The organism is Aquitalea sp. USM4 (assembly GCF_004328945.1).
Classification (GTDB): Bacteria; Pseudomonadota; Gammaproteobacteria; order Burkholderiales; family Chromobacteriaceae; genus Aquitalea; species Aquitalea pelogenes.
The window spans coordinates 2,088,827-2,107,941 of the sequence record NZ_CP029539.1 but is presented as its reverse complement, the minus strand read 5'-3'; the positions used below and the strand labels follow the sequence as shown (position 1 = coordinate 2,107,941).

Annotated in this window: 16 protein-coding genes; 9 read left to right on the top strand and 7 right to left on the bottom strand. The window is 62.1% G+C overall.

Features of this window, described 5'->3' with window-relative positions:
• The first annotated feature begins 270 nt into the window (after positions 1–270).
• From DKK66_RS09870 to DKK66_RS09845, 6 genes are read left to right on the top strand one after another with little or no spacing between them, the layout of a single operon-like run.
• Positions 271–1,626: an NAD-dependent succinate-semialdehyde dehydrogenase gene (locus tag DKK66_RS09870; RefSeq protein WP_131357601.1), complete on the top strand. Its 1,356-nt coding sequence runs from the start codon at positions 271–273 to the stop codon at positions 1,624–1,626.
• Positions 1,627–1,684: 58 nt separating this feature from the next.
• Positions 1,685–1,903, top strand: coding sequence for a hypothetical protein (locus tag DKK66_RS09865; protein WP_131357598.1), 219 nt, complete (start codon positions 1,685–1,687; stop codon positions 1,901–1,903).
• Positions 1,900–3,423, top strand: coding sequence for a cation/acetate symporter ActP (locus DKK66_RS09860; RefSeq protein WP_131357595.1), 1,524 nt, complete (start codon positions 1,900–1,902; stop codon positions 3,421–3,423). The genes DKK66_RS09865 and DKK66_RS09860 overlap by 4 nt, the downstream gene beginning before the upstream one ends.
• A gap of 36 nt (positions 3,424–3,459) precedes the next feature.
• Positions 3,460–4,083 (top strand): glutathione S-transferase family protein, encoded by a 624-nt coding sequence (locus tag DKK66_RS09855; protein ID WP_131357593.1) that lies wholly within the window; start codon positions 3,460–3,462, stop codon positions 4,081–4,083.
• Positions 4,084–4,100: 17 nt separating this feature from the next.
• Positions 4,101–4,616: a cupin domain-containing protein gene (locus DKK66_RS09850; RefSeq protein WP_242673605.1), complete on the top strand. Its 516-nt coding sequence runs from the start codon at positions 4,101–4,103 to the stop codon at positions 4,614–4,616.
• A gap of 1 nt (position 4,617) precedes the next feature.
• Positions 4,618–6,015, top strand: coding sequence for an FAD-binding oxidoreductase (locus DKK66_RS09845; protein ID WP_131357590.1), 1,398 nt, complete (start codon positions 4,618–4,620; stop codon positions 6,013–6,015).
• Between the two features lie 4 nt (positions 6,016–6,019).
• Here the strand turns inward: DKK66_RS09845 and DKK66_RS09840 are convergent, their stop codons facing one another.
• The 5 genes from DKK66_RS09840 to DKK66_RS09820 form a co-directional block, all read right to left on the bottom strand.
• On the bottom strand, positions 6,020–7,771 hold the full coding sequence (locus DKK66_RS09840) for a tetratricopeptide repeat protein (RefSeq protein ID WP_165494147.1): 1,752 nt from the start codon (positions 7,769–7,771) through the stop codon (positions 6,020–6,022).
• A gap of 64 nt (positions 7,772–7,835) precedes the next feature.
• Positions 7,836–9,710 carry a methyl-accepting chemotaxis protein gene (locus tag DKK66_RS09835; RefSeq protein ID WP_131357584.1) on the bottom strand — a complete coding sequence of 625 codons (1,875 nt, stop codon included), beginning with the start codon at positions 9,708–9,710 and terminating at the stop codon, positions 7,836–7,838.
• Positions 9,711–10,189: 479 nt separating this feature from the next.
• Positions 10,190–11,812 carry a 3-(methylthio)propionyl-CoA ligase gene (locus DKK66_RS09830; RefSeq protein ID WP_131357581.1) on the bottom strand — a complete coding sequence of 541 codons (1,623 nt, stop codon included), beginning with the start codon at positions 11,810–11,812 and terminating at the stop codon, positions 10,190–10,192.
• A 317-nt stretch (positions 11,813–12,129) separates the two neighbouring features.
• The gene (locus DKK66_RS09825) at positions 12,130–12,657 is read right to left on the bottom strand and encodes a response regulator transcription factor (protein ID WP_062788876.1); all 528 of its coding nucleotides are present in this window, start codon (positions 12,655–12,657) and stop codon (positions 12,130–12,132) included.
• A gap of 2 nt (positions 12,658–12,659) precedes the next feature.
• The gene (locus DKK66_RS09820; RefSeq protein ID WP_165494146.1) at positions 12,660–13,919 is read right to left on the bottom strand and encodes a HAMP domain-containing sensor histidine kinase; all 1,260 of its coding nucleotides are present in this window, start codon (positions 13,917–13,919) and stop codon (positions 12,660–12,662) included.
• 129 nt (positions 13,920–14,048) lie between these two features.
• On the opposite strand from DKK66_RS09820, the gene DKK66_RS09815 reads away from it, so the two are divergent.
• A complete protein-coding gene (locus DKK66_RS09815) occupies positions 14,049–14,447 on the top strand; it encodes a hypothetical protein (protein WP_062788877.1) in 399 nt (132 codons plus the stop codon).
• A 155-nt stretch (positions 14,448–14,602) separates the two neighbouring features.
• Here DKK66_RS09815 and DKK66_RS09810 read toward each other — a convergent pair whose 3' ends face one another.
• Both DKK66_RS09810 and DKK66_RS09805 read right to left on the bottom strand, forming a co-directional pair.
• Positions 14,603–15,964: an ATP-binding protein gene (locus DKK66_RS09810; RefSeq protein WP_131357578.1), complete on the bottom strand. Its 1,362-nt coding sequence runs from the start codon at positions 15,962–15,964 to the stop codon at positions 14,603–14,605.
• Positions 15,961–16,623 (bottom strand): response regulator, encoded by a 663-nt coding sequence (locus DKK66_RS09805; RefSeq protein WP_045846724.1) that lies wholly within the window; start codon positions 16,621–16,623, stop codon positions 15,961–15,963. Before DKK66_RS09805 ends, DKK66_RS09810 begins: the two co-directional genes overlap by 4 nt.
• A 240-nt stretch (positions 16,624–16,863) precedes the next feature.
• On the opposite strand from DKK66_RS09805, the gene DKK66_RS09800 reads away from it, so the two are divergent.
• Positions 16,864–17,799 carry a UDP-2,3-diacylglucosamine diphosphatase gene (locus tag DKK66_RS09800; RefSeq protein WP_082086431.1) on the top strand — a complete coding sequence of 312 codons (936 nt, stop codon included), beginning with the start codon at positions 16,864–16,866 and terminating at the stop codon, positions 17,797–17,799.
• Positions 17,787–18,824, top strand: a complete 1,038-nt coding sequence (locus DKK66_RS09795) for a glycosyltransferase family 1 protein (RefSeq protein ID WP_131357575.1) — start codon at positions 17,787–17,789, stop codon at positions 18,822–18,824. The genes DKK66_RS09800 and DKK66_RS09795 overlap by 13 nt, the downstream gene beginning before the upstream one ends.
• Positions 18,825–19,115: the final 291 nt, after the last annotated feature.

Genomic DNA, 19,115 nt, shown 5'->3' with positions numbered 1-19,115 from the left:
ACCGATTGCAGTCATGCGCTTGTACAAACCGGGTGATTGCAGGAGGTGTTTCTATCTGCAAGTCTCTTTTGATTGACCCATGCACTCACCTGAAAGATTCGGCCCCGTCCCCACGGGGCCCTTTTTTTGTCTGGATGCATGTGGCGGCGTCCACTCCCCCGGCCCGCTTGCGCTGTCTGCACCCCAGCGCGCAAACATGACAAAACCCTGTCACAAGCCAGGGCGATTTGTTACAGTCCCAGCTCTTGCTGATTCCTTTGCCTGCCGGCCATGAATGCCTTTACCAGCTGTAACCCCGCCACCGCAGAAGTGGTATTTACCCGTCCGGGCTGGAGCCGGGACCAACTCGACCATACCCTGGATCGCCTGAAAGCCGCCCAATCGCGCTGGGCATCGCTCTCGGTGGCGCAACGCGCCGAACACCTGCTGCAACTGGCAACCCAGCTGGAGGCACACCGCGAGCAACTGGCGGCGCTGGTTACACTGGAAGTCGGCAAGCGCACGGCAGAGTGCCTGGCGGAAATCGACAAATCGGCCCAGCTGATCCGCTATTACGCCGAGCTGGCACCCACCCTGCTGGCACCGCAAGCCATTCCCACTCAGGCCAGCCAGAGCGGGGTGGCATTTGAACCCTTGGGCTGTGTACTGGCCGTGATGCCGTGGAATTATCCGATCTGGCAACTACTGCGTTTTGCCGTGCCGGCCCTGATGGCGGGTAACACCTGCCTGGTCAAACCGGCCCCCTCGGTGCCGCAGTGCACACAGTTGTTGCTGGAGCTGGTCCGGGCAGCCGGGCTGGATTGTCTGGATATTGCCTGGATAGATCATGAACTGGTTGAAGAAGCCATCCGGCGCAGCGACGCAGTGGCCTTTACCGGCTCCACCCATACCGGACGCATCATTGCCAGTCTGGCTGGCAAGCATCTGAAAAAAACGGTGCTGGAGCTGGGCGGCAGCAATCCTTTCATCGTGCTGGCCGATGCCGATGTGGAAGCCGCCGCGCAAGATGCCGTCAACTCGCGTTTTCGCGATGCCGGGCAAAGCTGCAACGCGGCCAAACGCATGATTGTGGTACCGGAAATTGCCGAAGCCTTTGTCTCCGCTTTTGTCGCGGCTGCCAGCCAGTTGCGCCCCGGCGACCCGCGCCATCCTGCCACTACGCTCTCCCCCCTCACCCGCGGCGACCTGCGTGAAGCCCTGCATGCACAGGTGATGGATGCCTGTCATCAGGGTGCCAGCCTGTTGCTGGGAGGACAGCTGCCACCTCCGCCGGGTTTTTTCTACCCGGCCACGGTGCTGGACCATGTCAATGCGTCCTGCCGCGTGTATCACGAAGAAGTATTCGGCCCGGTGGCCAGCATCCTGCGTGCACGCGATGAGGCCGATGCCATCCGGCTGGCCAATGACACGCCGTTTGGTCTGGGCGCTTCCATCTACACCGCTGATACCGCCCATGGCTGGGAGCTGGCGCGCCAGCTGGAAGTGGGCAGTGTGTTCATCAACCGTCATACCAGCTCCGATTTGCGCCTGCCGTTTGGCGGCGTGAAGGCGTCTGGCTATGGCCGTGAATTGTCCGAATTCGGCCTGTACGAATTCGTTAATGTCAAAACCTACTGGCAAAAATAGTTTCGGCCAGCAGCAGCCCGCTGGCTCGCCGCTGCGTTCCGCCTGTGCGATACCGTTCATGATGAAGTCTTGCATTCTCCGCCCCGGCAGCCTGGCCGTACTGATACTGCTGTGCTGTCTGGGCTACTTTCTGCTCATCGCCTGCGCCCCCGGTCTGTTAGTGGGCAGTGTGGCGGGCTGGCCGCGCAGCATCTTGCTGGCCCTGCTGCTGTTTGCACTGTTTCTGGCCATTACCGTGTGGCAGGTTGGCGTCAGCGACCGGAAGCAATCCGAATGACGGCAGCCAGTATGTTTTTCCTGCTGTTTGTCGCCTCCAGCCTGTTGTTGACCCTGTTTGCAGCCAGACGCACCCACTCCTCCGGTGATTTTTATACCGCCGGCGGGCAGTTACCTGCCTGGCAAAACGGTTTGGCACTGGCTGGAGACTATCTGTCGGCCGCTGCCTTTCTGGGTGCCATCGGCATGTATGTGGGCCAGGGCTACGATTCACTGGTTTATGCCGTGGGTACGCTGGCCGGCTGGCCCCTCTTGATGCTGTTGCTGGCCGACAAGCTGCGCGCACTGGGACGTTACAGCGTGGCAGAGGTGCTCAACAGTCGCTTTGACGACCCGCGCGTACGCCTGCTGGGCATCATCAGCTCGCTGACCGTGACGGTGTGCTATCTGATCGTGCAACTGGTTGGCGCAGGCAAATTACTGCAATTGCTGTTTGGCCTGCCCTATCTGTTTGCGGTGGGGCTGGTCATTGTCCTGATGGTGCTGCAGGTGGCGCTGGGCGGCATGCTGGCCACCAGCTGGATCCAGATGGTCAAGGCCGTGCTGATGTTGCTGTGTGCGCTGGTGCTGGCCGGTGGTGTACTGTCCCGCTTCGGTTTCAGTGCACCTGCCTTGTTTGCCCGCGTCGCACAAATCGACCACGGCCAGTTGCTGCTGCCAGGCAAATCACTGGCCAATCCGGTGGAGGCGCTATCGCTGGGGCTCGGGCTCAGTCTCGGCCTGCTGGGGCTGCCGCATGTGCTGATGCGCTTTTTCACCGTGGCCGATAGCAGGACCGCACGTCGTTCGGCTGGCTGGGCTACCTGCCTGATCGGCCTGTTCTTCTGCCTCAACATCATCATTGGCTATGGTGCGCTGGTCCTGCTGGCTCCGGAAAGCCGCTTTCACGACGCGGCAGGCAAACTGCTGGGCGGTGGCAATATGGCGGCGCTGCATCTGGCCAGCCTGCTGGGTGGCAACTGGTTGCAAGCACTGATTGCCGGGGTGGCCTTTGCCACCATTCTGGCAGTGGTGGCCGGCCTGGCCATCAGCGGTGCCAGTACCATCAGCCACGACCTGTACGCGCTGTGGCTATGCCATGGCAAGGCCGACCCCAAGCGAGAATGGCAGCTGTCGCGGCTGGCCAGTGTAGTGCTTGGCGTGGTGGCACTGCTGCTGTCCAGCAGCTTCCAGAACCTGAACATTGCCTTTCTGGTAGGGCTGGCCTTTGCCATCGCCGCGTCCAGCAATTTCCCGGTACTGTTGCTGGGCCTGTACTGGCCTGGGCTGCGCGTGTCCGGCGTGCTGGCTGGCGGCTATGGCGGCATGCTGGCCGCCCTGCTTTGCATCCTGACCGGACCCGCAGTCTGGGTGGGCATGCTGGGCCATGCACACCCGCTGTTCCCTTATGCCAATCCGGCCTTGTTTTGCGTCCCCTTCGCCTTTGTTGCCGCCTGGCTGGCCTCCGCAGGCTGGCGGCGGGTGAAGCCCGTTGACGGCAATGGCGCAGGCGCAGACACTGCATCTGGCCACGGCAACTGAACAAGCATCATCAACATCACGACAAGACCTCACTACATGACCACTCTTACCCTGTACGGCAACTGTTTTTCCGGACACAGCTACAAAGTACGCCTGGCGCTGATGCTGGCCGATGTTTCCCATGACTACGTGCATGTGGACCTGGCCCTGCCACGTGCCGAGCGGCCGGAAGACTTCCGTGCCGCCAGCCGCTTTGGCGAAGTACCGGTACTGGTGGCCGATGGCACGCCGATGTGCCAGTCCAATGCCATCCTGCAATGGCTGGCCGACAGTTACGGCCGGCTGGATGGCGCGCCGGGCGAGCGCCAGCTGGTACGTGAATGGCTGTGCTGGGAAAGCAATCGCATCGGCTTTTCCCTGCCCAACCTGCGCCTGGCACGCAAATTCTTCCCGCAGCCGGCCGAAGTCACCGACTGGCTGGAACAAAGGGTGAAGGCGGACCTGAACGAGCTGGAAAGCACGCTGAGCCGTCATGCCTACCTGATTGGCAGCACACTGACCATTGCCGACCTGTCGGCCAGCGCCTACCTGTGGTGGCTGGGCGATGCCGGGCTGGATATTGCCGGCTGGCCGCACGTGGCTGCCTGGCTGGAACGCATCAGCCAGTTGCCCGGCTGGCAGCATCCGGACGAGCTGATGGCCGCGGAAATTCCGGACTGATATCAGCAAGAGGACAGATGATGGAACGGCCATCCTGCATCAAACACTGGCGCGAACTGCAAGAGCCGGACAACGCCAGTTACCCGGATAGCAGCGAATTGCTGTCCATCGGCTCACCTCTGGGACGTTTTTTTGGGCTGCAACGCATTGGCATTCACCACGAATTGCTACCACCGGGCCGCCGCACCTCCTGGCCCCATGCAGAAAAGACTGAAGACGAGTTCGTCTACGTACTGGAAGGCGAACCGGATGTCTGGCTGGATGGCGTGCTGCACCGCCTGCAGCCCGGCGATGCAGTAGGCTTTCCAGCCGGCAGTGGCATTGCCCACAGCTTCCTCAACAACACGGCGCACGATGTGCGGCTGCTGTGCGTAGGGGACCGTAATCGCGAAGACAATCAGTTGCACTACCCGCTGCACCCTGCGCGCAACAGCGCACTTGGCCACCGCCATTGGCAAGATTGCCCCGGCCAGTTGCAGGGCAAACACGACGGTCTGCCGGATGCCTTGCGTGCGCAACAGGAGCATGGCTGAAATGCCCCACATCCTTGATGCCGTGGCAGCCATTGTCGGTGCGGCCCATGTGCTGATCCGGCCGGAAGATACCGCACCCTATACGCTGGACTACCGTCGCCGCTATCAGGGCCAGCCCCTGGCCGTGGTGTTGCCGGGCAGCACCGCCGAAGTGGCGGCCCTGCTGCAGCTGTGCCAGCGCCAGCAGGTGGCCGTGGTGCCCCAAGGCGGCAACACCTCGACTTGCGGTGCGGCCACGCCGGATGGCTCCGGACAGCAACTGGTGGTGGCCATGCAGCGCCTCAACCGCCTGCGCGCCATCGACACCGCCAACAACAGCATCACGGTGGAAGCCGGCATGACGCTGGCCACGCTGCAACAACTGGCCGCCGATGCCGACCGGCTGTTTCCGCTGTCGCTGGCCAGTGAAGGCAGCTGCCAGATTGGCGGCAACCTGTCGACCAATGCCGGCGGGCTGGCGGTGCTGCGCTACGGCACCATGCGCGAACTGACGCTGGGGCTGGAAGTGGTGCTGCCCGATGGACGCGTGCTGCACCAGCTGTCCGGCCTGCGCAAGGACACCAGCGGGCTGGACGTGAAGCAGCTGTTTATCGGCGCGGAAGGGCAGCTGGGGCTGATTACTGCCGCCACGCTCAAGCTGTTCCCGCGGCCCACCGCCCACGCCACCGCCTGGCTGGGCGTGGATGGCAGCCAGGCTGCCATCGACCTGCTGTCCGCCTTGCGCCAGGCCTTTGGCGACCGGCTGACCACCTTTGAAATCATGTCGCAGCCCTGCCAGCAGCTGCTGGAAAAATACCATCCGGGCCAGTTGCCCTTCATCCAGCCCTGGGCGGTGCTGATGGAGCTGTCCGACAGTGGCGACAGTCATCCGCTGCAACAACAGCTGGTGGAATGGCTGAGCACGCAACAGCTGGCCGATGGCGTACTGGCGCACAGCGAGGCCGAGCGCCAGCAACTGTGGCAGCTGCGCGAAGCCATGTCAGAAACCCAGAAGCGCGACGGTGCCAGCATCAAGCACGATATCGGCGTGCCCAGCTCCGCCATTCCGGCCTTCCTGGCCGAATGCGAAGCAGCACTGCGCGCCGCTTTTCCCAGCGTGCGCATCATCGCCTTTGGCCATGCCGGCGACGGCAACCTGCACTACAACATCAGCTACACCCGGCCCGATAACGCGGAACTGTTCGCCGACGAAGCCAGTGTCAACGCCATTGTTTACGATCTGGTCTACCGCCATCAGGGCACGCTGGCGGCAGAACACGGCGTGGGCCAGCTCAAGGGCCACTGGCTGCAACGCTATCAGGACCCGGTTGCCTTGCAGCTGATGCAAGGGGTGAAGCAACTGCTGGACCCGCAGGGGCTGATGAATCCGGGCAAGTGGCTGTCGCCCGCTCCTCACTGAGACATCAGGCTGCGGGCAGCGCCAGCTCGGCAGCAAGACAGCTGATCAGCCCGGTCCAATCCCCTGCAGCCTGCTGACGGCGCAGGCGCATGGAGGGATACCAGACACTGGTTTCGCCCTGCCAGCCCCAGCGCCAGTCGGTGTGGCTGGCAGACAAGAGCAGCCAGGTAGGCAAGCCCAGACTGGCGGCCAGATGCGCCATGGCGGTATCCACCGTCACCAGGCCATCCAGCCCGCCCAGTACCGCCGCCGTGGCGGCCAGATCATCCAGCCCGTTTTCCGCTGCCTGGCAGTTGGCAAACCCCATCAGCCATTGCTGCTCGGCGGCCTGCACCGGCAATTGCAGGCTGGTCCATTCCATACCGGGCAAGGTCAGCAAGGGTTCCAGCAGTCGCACATCCGGCAGCGAGCGATGATGGTCGAACGGATGACGGGCATGCCCGCGCCATACCAGACCCAGCTTGCGAGGCCGCGTAGCCGGCCGCGCCCTGGCGGCTGACTGCATCACAAAACGGGCCGCTGCCACGGAGGCCGGGTCGGCAGCCAGCCAGCGCGGCAGGCTCATGGCAAATACATGGCAATCATGCGCGGGCAAGTCCATGTCCAGCCGCTGCATGGCTAGCCAGTCCACCGGACAATCCAGTTGCAGGCTTTGCAGCAGGCGCAACAGTTCGGGACGGCATACCACGGTCAAACGGGCGGGCTGCAGCAAGGGCAGATAGCGACAGAATTGCAGCGCATCACCCAGCCCCTGTTCGAACCACACCAGCAGGTGTTTCCCCGCCAGTGCCTCACCCTGCCAGCACTGCGAAGCTATCTGCGGCACAGCGGCGCTGCCCGGCGTACGTTGCAAGCGGGCCTCCAGCAGCGGCCAGCCTTCGTCCCAGCGCTGTTGCGACAGCAGCAGATAGCCCAGGTTTTGCCGGAAGCGCGGCTGCTGCGGGGCCAGTTGCACGGCCGTGCGCAAGGCTTGCTCTGCGGCATCGGCCAGGCGTAGTTCGCTGCAGGCCATGCCCAAAGCGTCGTGCAAGGCCGCCGCTACCGGATGGTGTGCAATGCCTTGCTGCAGCAGCGCATGTGCAGCTTCGGCCTTGCCTTGCAGCAACAGGCCATTGGCCTGATTCAGCCAGATTTCTGCAGGCGGGTCTGGCTGTTGCAAGGCGTGCTGCAGCAGGCTGTCGGCCTGCGCCCAACGCTGTTGCTGCTGGTGGAGCAGGGCCAGATTGTTGAGGGCAACCAGGTGATGCGGATCTTGCTGCAGCAACTGCTCCCAGCAAGCCTCGGCAGCAGCAGGGTTGCCCCGCTGCTGATGACACTGCGCCAACCCGGCCAGAGCAGCGCCATCGTGTGGCTGCACGCGCAGCAATGCTTCCCAGCAAGCTTGCGCTGCGTCCGGCCTGCCGCCATCGGCCAGCAGACTGGCCAGATTGCCGAGGCTTGCCGGGTGGTCCGGCTGACGCTGCAATTCGGCGCGGTAGTGCTGTTCGGCCTGTTCCGGCCGACCGGTTTCAGCGTACAGGCAGCCCAGGTTGTAATGGGCATCGGCCACGCTGGCATCCAGCTGCAAAGCCTGCTGCCAGCATTGTTCGGCCAGTTCGCCCTGCCCCAGCCGGGCCGCGCAGACGCCCAGCAGATTCCACACCGGCGCATTGTCCGGCTCGGCCTGCAAACAGGCCTGCGCCGCCTGCAAGGCAGCGGGCAGATTGTGTTCCGCCAGCAAGGTGGCGGCCCGCAAGGCCAGTGGGGACAAGTTCATGGCGGCGCTCCTGATCGATGCTGCCATGCATCCGGCACATCAGCAGCCCCGCCATTGTAAAAGCCTACAAGTGGAATTTGGCAAACTGGCCATTCATTTGTCCGGCCTTGTCGGCCAGCCCCTGCAAGGTATGGCTGGCTTGTTGCAGCATGTCATCGTTCTCCAGCACCCGGCTGTTGATCTGTTCCGAGCTTTGCGCAATCAGCGTACTGGCGTTGTGCTGCTCCTGGGTGGAATGGGATATTTCCGACATCTTGCTCACCACGTCCTGCATGGAATGGCGGATGGACTGGATATTGGCCACCGCATCACGCGTCAGCTGCACACCGTCATTCACCACATGCACCGTGCGCTGGACGTCGTCCACCGCCTTGCCGGTTTCCGTGCGGATGGCGCTGACCATGCCGGCTATTTCCACCGTGGCCTGGGCCGTGCGTTCCGCCAGTTTGCGTACTTCGTCGGCCACCACGGCAAAGCCACGACCTTGTTCACCGGCACGGGCGGCCTCGATGGCAGCATTCAGCGCCAAAAGATTGGTTTGATCGGCAATATCGCGAATCACCTCGGTAATGCCGGAAATCTGCTGCGAGCGCTGCTCCAGCGCGGCCAGCATGCCTTCCAGCGCACACACCGACTGGCCGGTGCTTTCCATGCCGCTGGCCAGCTGATGCATGCCGTTGGCCCCGGCATCCAGGCCCTGGCCGGTACGGGTGGCCAGCACCGCGGCTTCACGCGCGTGGTCGGCAATCTGGGCGATGCTGACCGTAATCTGCTCCAGCGTGGCCGCACTGGAGGAGGACATATCGGAAATACCACGCGCCCGCTCGGCCACCTCGCCCACCTGTCCGGATACCTGGCTCACGCCCACTACCACCCCGCCGGCATCGTCGCGTAGCCCGCGGAACAGCCTGCCCAGCTGCTCGACAAACTGGTTGAATGCCGTCGCCGTGGCTGCAATTTCATCCTGACCTGTTATTTTCAGCCGCAGTGTCAGGTCGCCTTCGCCGTGGGCAATATCCTGCATGGCCTGTTGCAATGCCACCAGCCCGCCCAGCATGCGTCCCAGCAGCACCCCGGCCAACGGAATCAGCAGCACGAAAATCAGCGCACTCAAGCCGGCCACGGTCAGCAGCAGGGTATTGAGCGGTGCCAGGATGTCAGCACGGTGCGTGGCGAGGCCAATCAGCCAGTCACTCCCCGGAATGCGCTGTATCGATAACAGCATGTCCTGACCATCCAGCTCCACCTGCTGCAGGCTTTGGCTGCCCGCCAGCTCGGCCAGCCGGGCAGCATTCAGCGTTGGTGCCAGCGTGCTGATGGGCTTGAGCGTAAGCCCGGCCTGCGGATGCGCGAGGATGGTGCCCTTGCCGTCGGTGATGAAGGCATAGCCATTGCCCCTGACTTTCAAGGACAGTACCGACTGCACCAGACTGTCGACAAACACATCACCACCGGCCACACCGACTGGCTTGCCCCCTTGCAAGATAGGCGCCGCCACCGTGATGGTGAGCTTCTTGCTGGCTTCATCCACATAGGGTTCGGTCACCACCGGCTTGCCTGCGGCCAATGCCTGCTGATACCAGTCACGCGTGGTGACCTTGTAGTCGGCAGGTGCCTGCCAGTCATCGGAAAACACCGAGCGGCCATCGGCAAAACCCGCGTAATTGACATTGAAGCCAGCGCGCGCGCCCACTTTGAGAAAGCGCAGGGCATCGGCCTGTGTGGCCACCTCGGCCTGGGCGGCGATTTCCTGTTTCTTTTCATCCAGCCAGGTTTTCACCACGCTGCCCTGCCCTTTCAGCGCGGAGTCGAATTCATGGTTCAGGCCATTGAGAATTTCGCCGCGCATCTGGATGAATACAATCAGCACCAGCACCAGCCCGAACACCGCCATCAGCAAGGCATTGAATACAATAAGTTTACTGCGCAAGGATTTCATTTTTTCCCCCTGGCGAAAATGGTGATGTCCCAAGCATGAGCGCAAGCACTTTCTGGCAGCGGACACCTGGCTGCCAACAATCTTGACATTAAATTATGAAATACTTATTTACATTTTGATCCAGAACAGCAAAGCGGCTTTGCAGCAGGCGTGCAGGGTGCAAGAAAGAGGGGCAGGGAGAACGACAGGCAAAAAAAATCCCCTGAGGGTTCTCAGGGGCCAACACGAGGAAGAAACATCTGGCTGGGGTTGCCAGCTTGATGCTTCGAGGGGCTAACACCACAAAAGGTCTTGCGACCTTCAGTGCGATGCACAATTTAGCGCAAATGCTCTATTCTGTCCATTCAATTCAGCGGCTTAGACCCGCTGACAAAACCTCCGCGCCTGCGTTGCGCCTCCTTGCCGTACTTTCTGTACTGTCTGCGTCGGCGCGCCTTGGCCCGGGTTCTCTACCAGCTTTTGTCAGCAGCAGTCAGCACTCAAGCCCACTGATAATCCTTGAACATTTCACGCAGTTTCATCTTTTGCAATTTGCCGGTGGCGGTGTGTGGCAGCTCATCCAGGAACACCACATCGTCCGGCGTCCACCACTTGGCGATCTTGCCTTCATAAAAGCCGATCAACTCTTCGCGGGTCGCGCTGGCACCGGGCTTGAGCACCACCACCATCAGCGGGCGTTCATCCCACTTGGGATGCACCACACCGATGGCGGCCGCCTCGGCCACCGCCGGGTGTCCCACCAGGATGTTTTCCAGTTCGATGGAGCTGATCCATTCACCGCCGGACTTGATCACGTCCTTGGTGCGGTCGGTGATCTTCATGTAGCCGTCACGGTCGATGGTGACCACATCGCCGGTATTGAACCAGCCGTCCTCGGTATGGGAATCGTCCAGCTCGCGCTTGAAGTAGCGGGACAGCACCCAGGAACCCTTCACCTGCAAATTGCCGAAGGCCACACCATCGTTGGGCAGCGGCTTGCCTTCGTCATCGACAATGCGGATGGCCACGCCGTAAATGGGACGGCCCTGCTTGGTTTGCAGTGCACGTAGTGTCGGTGTGTCGCAGCCGTTGTGCTTGAATTTGGGCGTACTGGTTGTGCCACAGGGCGACAGCTCGGTCATGCCCCACAGCTGGCGCAGTTCGGCACCGTGTTCGGCCAGCTGGTCCACCATGCTTTCCGGCGCGGCCGAACCGCCGACAATCACACGCTTGAGGCTGTGAATCTTCAGGTGGTTCTTCTGGCAGTGCTGCAACAGCATCATCCAGATGGTGGGCACGCCTGCCGCCATGGTGACGCCTTCGGTCTCGATCAGCTCGTACAGATTGACGCCATCCATCTTGGGGCCGGGCAACACCAGCTTGGCCCCGTTCATGGTGCAGCTGTAAGGCAGGCCCCAGCCATTGACGTGGAACATCGGCACCACCGGCATGATGGCACCCTGGGCCGAGATATCCAGGCTGTCCGGCAGCGAACTGGCAAAGGCATGCAGCACGGTGGAGCGGTGCGAATACAGCACGCCCTTGGGGTTGCCGGTAGTGCCCGAGGTGTAGCACAGGCTGGAAGCGGTATTTTCGTCGAAGTCCGGCCACTGGTAGTGGTCGCTATGGCTGTTGACCAGGTCTTCGTAGCACAACAGGTTGTCCAGTGTGGACTCGCGCGGCATGTGGGCGCGGTCGGTCAGCAGGACAAAGTGCTGCACGGTGGCCAGTTCGGCGGCAATCTGCTCCACCACCGACAGGAAGCTCAGGTCGAACATCAGCACCTTGTCTTCGCCGTGATTGATGATGTAGCTGATCTGCTCGGCAAACAGGCGCGGATTGACCGTGTGACAAATGGCCCCGGAACCGGAGGTGGCAAAGTAGATTTCGTAGTGGCGGTAGCCGTTCCACGCCAGCGTGCCCACCGTATCGCCATGCCCTACTCCCAGGCCGGCCAGCGCATTGGCCAGTTGCCGGCTGCGGCGTGCTGCCTCGCGGTAGGTGTAGCGGTGAATCGGGCCTTCCACGGTACGCGACACGATTTCACTGTCGCCATGATAGGTTTCGGCATGTTGCAGCAAGGCGGAGATCAGCAGCGGCTGCTCCATCATTTGTCCACGCATCTTGTTCCCCTCTATTGTCGTGGTTTGTGAGTCCATCAAAAGACCATATGCATTTCATGGCGAGGGCTCCAATCATTTTTTCTGATGCAATCCGGAAAGAGCTGCTGATGAAAACCGATGTTTCCATTCATGACATTGGAAACATCCGAGCGCTTGCTTGGTACATCAGTGGAGGAGATGCCGGACAGTAGCGGCATTGCGGCGAATGTGCAGCACAGGACGCGTGCTGCTTGCAGGACTGGCGCAAAGCCAGATGGAAAGCTTGTTTCCAGCTGGCAGATTTTCAGCTGTCATTTACATGCAACAGCTGATGCGTTTTAGCTTTTCACCGGCCGCTTGGCCAGCATGCGTTGCAAGGTGCGTCGGTGCATGCCCATGGAGCGGGCGGTGGCGGAAATATTGCCATCATGTTCGTTCAGCACCCGTTGCAGATGCTCCCAGGTAACACGACGCAGCGACATGGGCTGCGGGGATAATGGCAACTCCGGGTTGGCTGCCACTTGCTGGAAAGCCGCCAGGATATCCTCCACGCTGGCCGGCTTGGCCAGATACTGCACCGCGCCCAGCTTGGTGGCCTCCACCGCAGTGGCAATGCTGGCATAACCGGTGAGCACCACCACCGCAGCCTGCGGATAGCGCTGGCGCAAGTCCGGCAACAAGCGCAAGCCGCTTTCCCCTTCCAGATTCAGGTCCAGCACAATGCGCAGCGGCGGCTCATCGCGCAGCTGCAAGGCTTGCGCGCCGTCCGCCGCACATTCCACCCGGAAGCCACGCCGGCCCAGCGAACGCGCCAGCACGCTGCTGAAGGCCTCGTCATCATCCACCAGCAAAAAATCCAGAGCCATGCTCATTCCTCCAGCCGCAAGGGCAGGCGTACACAGGCGTGCACGCCACCTTCCGGTCGGTTATCCAGGGTCAGCGTACCGTTCAGCCGCGCCAGCGTGGCATGGCTGAGCATGACGCCCAGTCCCATTCCCGCCGGTTTGTCGGATGTCAGCGGTGCCAGGCCAGCGCGTTGCAACTGCGCGGCAGACAGACAGCCAACCGGATTGATGATGTCCAGTTGCAGCCAGTTGCCGGACAGCGCGGCCGTCACCGTCAAGGCACCGCCACCGGCTTCGGCGGCATTATTGATGAGGTTGAAAAACGCCGGCCAGAACGCGGCATCCAGCCGTACCTGCGGGTCCGGCCCGGCAGCAGCCTGCCATTGCAGCTGGACATCCGGCCGCAAGCTGCGCCAGCCGGACAGCTGCTGGGCCAGCGTGGCAAACAGCGGCTGGGCGGTATCGCTCTGGGCAATACCCTGCTTCAAGCGGCTGAGTGCCTGGGCACAACTGCCCAGCTGGGCCCGCATCAGGCGCAGATCCTCTTGCAGGTTCGCATCCGCCGCATATTGTTGCAGCATGTCATCCACCAGCAGGCTGAGGGTGTTGATGGGGGTGGACAGGGAGTGGGCGGCACCGGCCGCCTGCATCCCCACTGCCAGCAGTTGTTCATCGCGCAACTGGGTTTCCCGTGCAGCGGCCAGTGCGGCCTCGCGTGCAGCCAGTTGACGGGCCAGCCAGGACACAAAGCTGGTGATCAGCAGCGCGGACAGGGCAAAGGTCAGCCACATCCCCACCAGATGCAGGGAAAAGGCATAGGCGGCATCACTGCCCTGCAAGGGCCAGGGCAAATGCCAGGCAAACAGCAAGGCATAGGCCAGCATGCTGAGCAGTGACAGTCCCCAGGCAAACAGCCCCGGCGACAACAAGGCGGCAAACAGCACCGGCGGCAAATACAGGGAGGCCAGCGGATTGGCCGCACCACCGCTGAAGGCCAGGCACTCGGTCAGCGCCAGCACGTCGGCCAGCAGGCCCAGGCGCAGCATGAGCAAGGGCGAGCCATGACGCGCCACATTGCGGCCAAGGATGAAGTTGAACCCGGCCAGGGTGGCCAGCGCCTGCAACAGCAGCAGCCAGGGCAAACTCAGGCCGCTGGCCGCACACAGCAGCAGCAAGACAAGGCCGGCAGCCAGCATCAGCCAGCGCAAACGGGCAATCAGGCGCACCGCATCGGGCAGGTCGGCCACCAGGCGCGCAGAAGAAGATAATAATTGGGCCAGCATGGCCGACACTTTAGCATTCCACCGCCGGATTGGTGGCTGCGACATAATGCCGCACCACTGTCTGCGCATGGCTCGTCGCCATCGCGACAGTCTGCTAGTCTTGCAACACTTTTTGTCGAACGCGTGCGGATGAAACATTTGAAACTTGCAGGCTGCGGCCTGACCCTGTTTATTGCGCTGGGGCCGCTGGTGGGCTTGCTGGCGACCGGCGTCATGCCCATGCTCGCCTACATGCTGGGTGCCTTGCCCGCAGCCTTGGCCGGTGTGTTGCTGGTGCTGTTGCGGCTGTCGCTGGAGGCCAGCATCAGCCAGTGGCAAACGCGCTGGCCGCGCTGGCGTCTGCTGTTGCTGGCTGCCTTGCCCGGCGCACTGATAGGCGGGGTCATCACCCTGTATTACAGCCGCTGGCTGCAACCTGCCTTGTACGACCCGGTGTTCAACTACTATGTGGGCGCAGTGGCCGGAGCGGTGTGCAATGCACTGTACTGGCACTTGCCTGCCACCAGCGCGGGTGGCAAGCCAGCCTGAGCAACTGGCTGCGACAAAAAGAAAGCCCGCCTGGTCGGGGCGGGCAATCACACCTTGGAGTGTGCCGTTACAGGGGGCAAAACCTGTCATCCGGCATTGCTTGCTACCTTAAAGCCCTTGACGGCCCATGACAATGCGACAGATTGTCGCAGCACCTAAGCCGCCCGATGCAGGCTGACACGCAATCCGCCCTCACCCCGGTTGCTCAGTTGCATGCGCAGGCCATGCAAGCTGGCAATGCGCTCGACAATCGACAAACCCAGCCCGCTACCCGGCATTTCCTGCCCCGGCGGGCGGAAAAAACGCTCCTGCACCCGTGAAAGCCACTGGGCTTCAATGCCCGGTCCATTGTCCTGCACCACCACTTCATCCGCCGACAGCAGCAGTTCGACCCGGCTGCCTGCCGGGCAGTAGCGCACCGCATTGTCCAGCAGATTGCGCAATAACAGCGTCAGCAAGGTGGCATCGCCGCTTAATGGCAATACCGCTTCCGGGCTGATCTGCCAGTGGGTTTCCAGCACCGTGTCTTTTGTGGCAGCCGCAGCAGTCACGTCGCTTAGCGCATCACGGCTGACTTGCTGCCAGTCCACCGGCTGACGGCTTGGCAATCCCTGCATGGGGTCCAGCCGGGAGAGTGCCAGCAGCTGCGCCAGCAGGCGGGTGGCGCGCTGTATGCCCAGCTGCAATTGCTGCAGGGCATGTTGCCGTCCGGCTTCGTCCGGCATCAGTGCCATCACCTCGGCCTGCACCTGCAGGGCGGCCAGCGGAGTACGCAACTCATGGGCGGCATCGGCGGTAAAACGCCGTTCATGCTCCATGGCCTCGGCAATGCGGGCAAACAGGGCATTGAGTGCCTGCACCATGGGCAGCACTTCACCGGGCACGTTTTCCGACAATGGCGTGCTGTCCAGCGCACTGCGCCGGCCCAGTTCGCCTGCCACCTGCTGCAAGGGCCGCAAGCCTTTGCGCACGGCCCACAAAATCAGCAACAACAGCACCGGCAGTCCCAGCAACCAGGGCAGCAGCTGCCCTTCTATCACCTTGATGACCACCTCGTGGCGCAGCTTCTGTCGCTGACCGACGGCCACCAGTCGCGTGCCATCAGGTGCAGGCAGATAAAACAGACGCCATTCATCCTTGCCGTCATCACCGCGCACGCTGTAGAAGCCACGCCGGCCGGCATCAAAGGTAAAGCGCCGTCCCTTGCCATCGCTCAGCAGCAGGCTGCCATCGGCATTCCACACGGCAAGGCCGATGTCGTCGTCCTCGGCTTCACCGCGATCACCGCCACGGATCAGCTTTTTGGTTTTGGGCAGCAAGGGCAGGTCGTCACCATGCTCGCCCATGTTCACGATCAGCAACTGGCGGGCAAACAAGGTCAGTTGGGTATCGTACAATTCGTCCACTTCGTGGTGCGCCACATAGGCCGCCACCCCGGTGGACACCAGCCAGATCAGGGGCACGGTCACCAGCAGCAGGATGGCCAGGCGCCGTTGCAAGGTAGGCTGGCGTGTCATGCCGGCTCACCCAGTGCATAGCCCACCCCGCGCTGGGTGCGGATGAATGCCGCGCCCAGTTTCTTGCGCAGGTGGTGCACATACACTTCCACCGCATTGCTTTCAAGCTCCTGCCCCCAGCCATACAGTTTTTCTTCGATCAGCTCGCGCGGCAGCACCCGGTCCTTGCTGGACAGCAGCAGCTCCAGCAAGGCCAGTTCACGGGCGGTCAGCTCCAGTGGCACCTCACCCAGCCAGGCCGTGCGCGCCACCGGGTCCATGCTCACCCGGCCATGACTCAGGCGATTGCTGGTCTGGCCGTGGCGGCGGCGAATCAAGGCCCGCAGCCGGGCAGCCACTTCACTGAGGGCAAAGGGTTTGACCAGATAGTCATCGGCACCGGCATCCAGCCCCTTGAGCCGGTCATCCAGTGCATCACGCGCCGTCAATACCAGCACCGGCACATCCTGCCCGGCCTTGCGCCAGGCGGTCAGGATATCCATGCCGTCCATGCCCGGCAGGCCCAGGTCCAGCACCACGGCATCAAATGGCGCAGCGGTCAGTGCCGCCAGGCCTTCACGCCCCTGCCGGAACCAGTCCACTGCGAAGCCCAGCTGGCTCAGTCCCATTTTCAGGCCATCGCCAATCAGCGGGTCATCTTCCACCACCAGTATGCGCATGTTGATTTCCTTGTCTCTAACGCCATCACAGCCGACTGGCTGGCTTATTGCAACACGATCCCACCCCCAAAAACCATGGCGCTGATCAAGCGAGCCCCAGCCTGGCTTGCGCCAGTAAAGCACATCTGCCTTAAACCCGACTTAAACCGCCTGCGTCATGCAGCCGTCACCAAAGCCTCATCGCCCCGTCATCTGGCACATGCAGCATGGCGCTGTACACCACGGTAGAACGGACCCGATATGCAGCCCGCCACCGACACTGTCAAACCGCGCCACTACCGCGCCATCTGGATTTCCGACGTCCATCTGGGCACTGCCGGCTGTCGCGCCGACCATCTGCTGGACTTTCTCAAGCACAACGAATCCGACCACCTCTATCTGGTGGGCGATATCGTAGACGGCTGGCAGCTGAAGAAATCCTGGTACTGGAAGCAAAGCCACAACGATGTGGTGCAGAAAGTACTACGCAAGGCGCGCAAGGGCTGTCAGGTGGTGTACGTACCGGGTAATCATGACGAAGCCGCCCGTCATTACACCGGGCTGGATTTTGGCGGCATCGCCATCCGGCGCGAAGCCGAACATGTCACCGCCGACGGCAAGCGCCTGCTCATCATCCACGGCGACGAATTCGATGGCGTCATCCAGCACATCAAGTGGCTGGCCTATGTGGGCGACTCGCTCTACACCGTCATCCTGCAACTAAATCGCGGCTTCAACTGGCTGCGCAAGCAGCTGGACCTGCCTTACTGGTCGCTGTCGCAATACCTCAAGCACAAGGTGAAGAACGCGGTGAACTTCATCAGTGACTTTGAAAAAATCCTGGCCGGAGAAGCGCGCCGCCGCCATTACGACGGGGTGATCTGCGGCCACATCCACAAGGCGGAAATCCGCGACATCGACGGGGTACTGTACGGCAACAGTGGCGACTGGGTGGAAAGCCTGTCAGCCCTGGTTGAACATGCCGATGGCCGGCTGGAAGTGGTGTACTGGACCACGCTGCTGAGCCAGCCGGAGAAAACCAGCCGTAAAGTGCGCGCGTCCCAGGACAAACCGCAAGCCGGCATTGAACACAGCCCGCTGGGCCAACCCGGCATACCCGTCCCGCAGGCCCTGCAATACCACGACACCATCCCTTCGCAGTCCGACCCCAGCCAGGAGACCCCATGCGCATCCTGATCGTGACCGACGCCTGGCAGCCCCAGGTCAACGGCGTAGTCCGCACCCTGACCGAAACCTGCCGCGAACTGACTGCCTTCGGGCATCAGGTTGAAATGATCACCCCGCTGGAATTCCACACCCTGCCCTGCCCCACCTACCCGGACATCCGGCTATCCATCCTGCCTTACCGCCAGGTGGCACAACGCATCGCAGCACTGGCGCCGCATGCCATCCACATTGCCACGGAAGGCCCGCTTGGTCTGGCCGCCCGCCGTTACTGCCTGCGCCACAAGCTACTGTTCACCACGGCTTATCACACCCGTTTTCCGGAATACATCGCCGCCCGCACCCGCCTGCCGCTGTCCATCAGCTATGCCTGGATGCGTCGCTTCCACAATGCAGGCGCCGCCACCATGGTGCCCACCCAGTCCATTGCCGACGACCTGCGTGCCCGCGGCTTTGACAAAGTGGTGCTGTGGAGCCGCGGCGTGGACATCGGCATGTTCAGCCCGGGTGAACGTGACCGGCTGGAAGAAAGCCGTGCGCCGCGCTTTGTCTATATCGGGCGCGTTGCGGTGGAAAAAAACATCGAGGCTTTCCTGAAACTGGACCTGCCCGGCAGCAAATGGGTGGTGGGGGATGGCCCGCTACTGTCCCGGCTGCAACGCGAATACCCCGAGGTCCACTTTGCCGGTGTGTTTCCCCAGCCCGAGCTGGCCCGCTTCTACCGCGCCGCGGATGTCTTTGTTTTCCCCAGCCTGACCGACACCTTTGGCTTGGTACTGCTGGAAGCCATGGCCTGCGGCACACCGGTAGCCGCTTATCCGGTAGCCGGACCGCGCGATGTGGTGGGCCACAGCGGCGCTGGCGTATTGCACGACGATCTGCGTCACGCTTGTCTGGAAGCGCTCAAACTGGACCGTGAGCATGTTCGGACCGTGGCCGAGCAATATTCCTGGGCTGCCGCCACCCGTCAGTTCGAGCGACACCTGCATCCCAATCAGCCAGCACAAGTGGCCAGACTGGAAGCGCAGACCGGCTGAGTCGCCAGCCTGGCCTGCGTTGCAAAATCGCAGCGCTGGCCAAGCCTTCGCTGGCAAACAATCAGAACAATGGCATAGAAAAAACTGCACCGGGACCGAAAAAAAACTTGAGTCCGCCAATGTCAGGCCTATACTGAAATCATTCAGTAACAGGGAGGGTTTGGGATGAGTCATTGGCCGGATTCCGACAACCTTGTTCACACCGGCGTTCAGAACCCATCGCCTTTTCAGGACTGATGGCGGGCAGTTCAAGCTTGCCCGAGAGCGCAGCAAGCGTCCATTGCGGATGCA

Coding starts and splice junctions, on each gene's coding strand:
- DKK66_RS09870 (WP_131357601.1), top strand. CDS start 271: ATGAATGCCTTTACCAGCTGTAACCCCGCCACCGCAGAAGTGGTATTT.
- DKK66_RS09865 (WP_131357598.1), top strand. CDS start 1,685: ATGATGAAGTCTTGCATTCTCCGCCCCGGCAGCCTGGCCGTACTGATA.
- DKK66_RS09860 (WP_131357595.1), top strand. CDS start 1,900: ATGACGGCAGCCAGTATGTTTTTCCTGCTGTTTGTCGCCTCCAGCCTG.
- DKK66_RS09855 (WP_131357593.1), top strand. CDS start 3,460: ATGACCACTCTTACCCTGTACGGCAACTGTTTTTCCGGACACAGCTAC.
- DKK66_RS09850 (WP_242673605.1), top strand. CDS start 4,101: ATGATGGAACGGCCATCCTGCATCAAACACTGGCGCGAACTGCAAGAG.
- DKK66_RS09845 (WP_131357590.1), top strand. CDS start 4,618: ATGCCCCACATCCTTGATGCCGTGGCAGCCATTGTCGGTGCGGCCCAT.
- DKK66_RS09840 (WP_165494147.1), bottom strand. CDS start 7,771: ATGAACTTGTCCCCACTGGCCTTGCGGGCCGCCACCTTGCTGGCGGAA.
- DKK66_RS09835 (WP_131357584.1), bottom strand. CDS start 9,710: ATGAAATCCTTGCGCAGTAAACTTATTGTATTCAATGCCTTGCTGATG.
- DKK66_RS09830 (WP_131357581.1), bottom strand. CDS start 11,812: ATGCGTGGACAAATGATGGAGCAGCCGCTGCTGATCTCCGCCTTGCTG.
- DKK66_RS09825 (WP_062788876.1), bottom strand. CDS start 12,657: ATGGCTCTGGATTTTTTGCTGGTGGATGATGACGAGGCCTTCAGCAGC.
- DKK66_RS09820 (WP_165494146.1), bottom strand. CDS start 13,919: ATGCTGGCCCAATTATTATCTTCTTCTGCGCGCCTGGTGGCCGACCTG.
- DKK66_RS09815 (WP_062788877.1), top strand. CDS start 14,049: ATGAAACATTTGAAACTTGCAGGCTGCGGCCTGACCCTGTTTATTGCG.
- DKK66_RS09810 (WP_131357578.1), bottom strand. CDS start 15,964: ATGACACGCCAGCCTACCTTGCAACGGCGCCTGGCCATCCTGCTGCTG.
- DKK66_RS09805 (WP_045846724.1), bottom strand. CDS start 16,623: ATGCGCATACTGGTGGTGGAAGATGACCCGCTGATTGGCGATGGCCTG.
- DKK66_RS09800 (WP_082086431.1), top strand. CDS start 16,864: ATGCAGCCCGCCACCGACACTGTCAAACCGCGCCACTACCGCGCCATC.
- DKK66_RS09795 (WP_131357575.1), top strand. CDS start 17,787: ATGCGCATCCTGATCGTGACCGACGCCTGGCAGCCCCAGGTCAACGGC.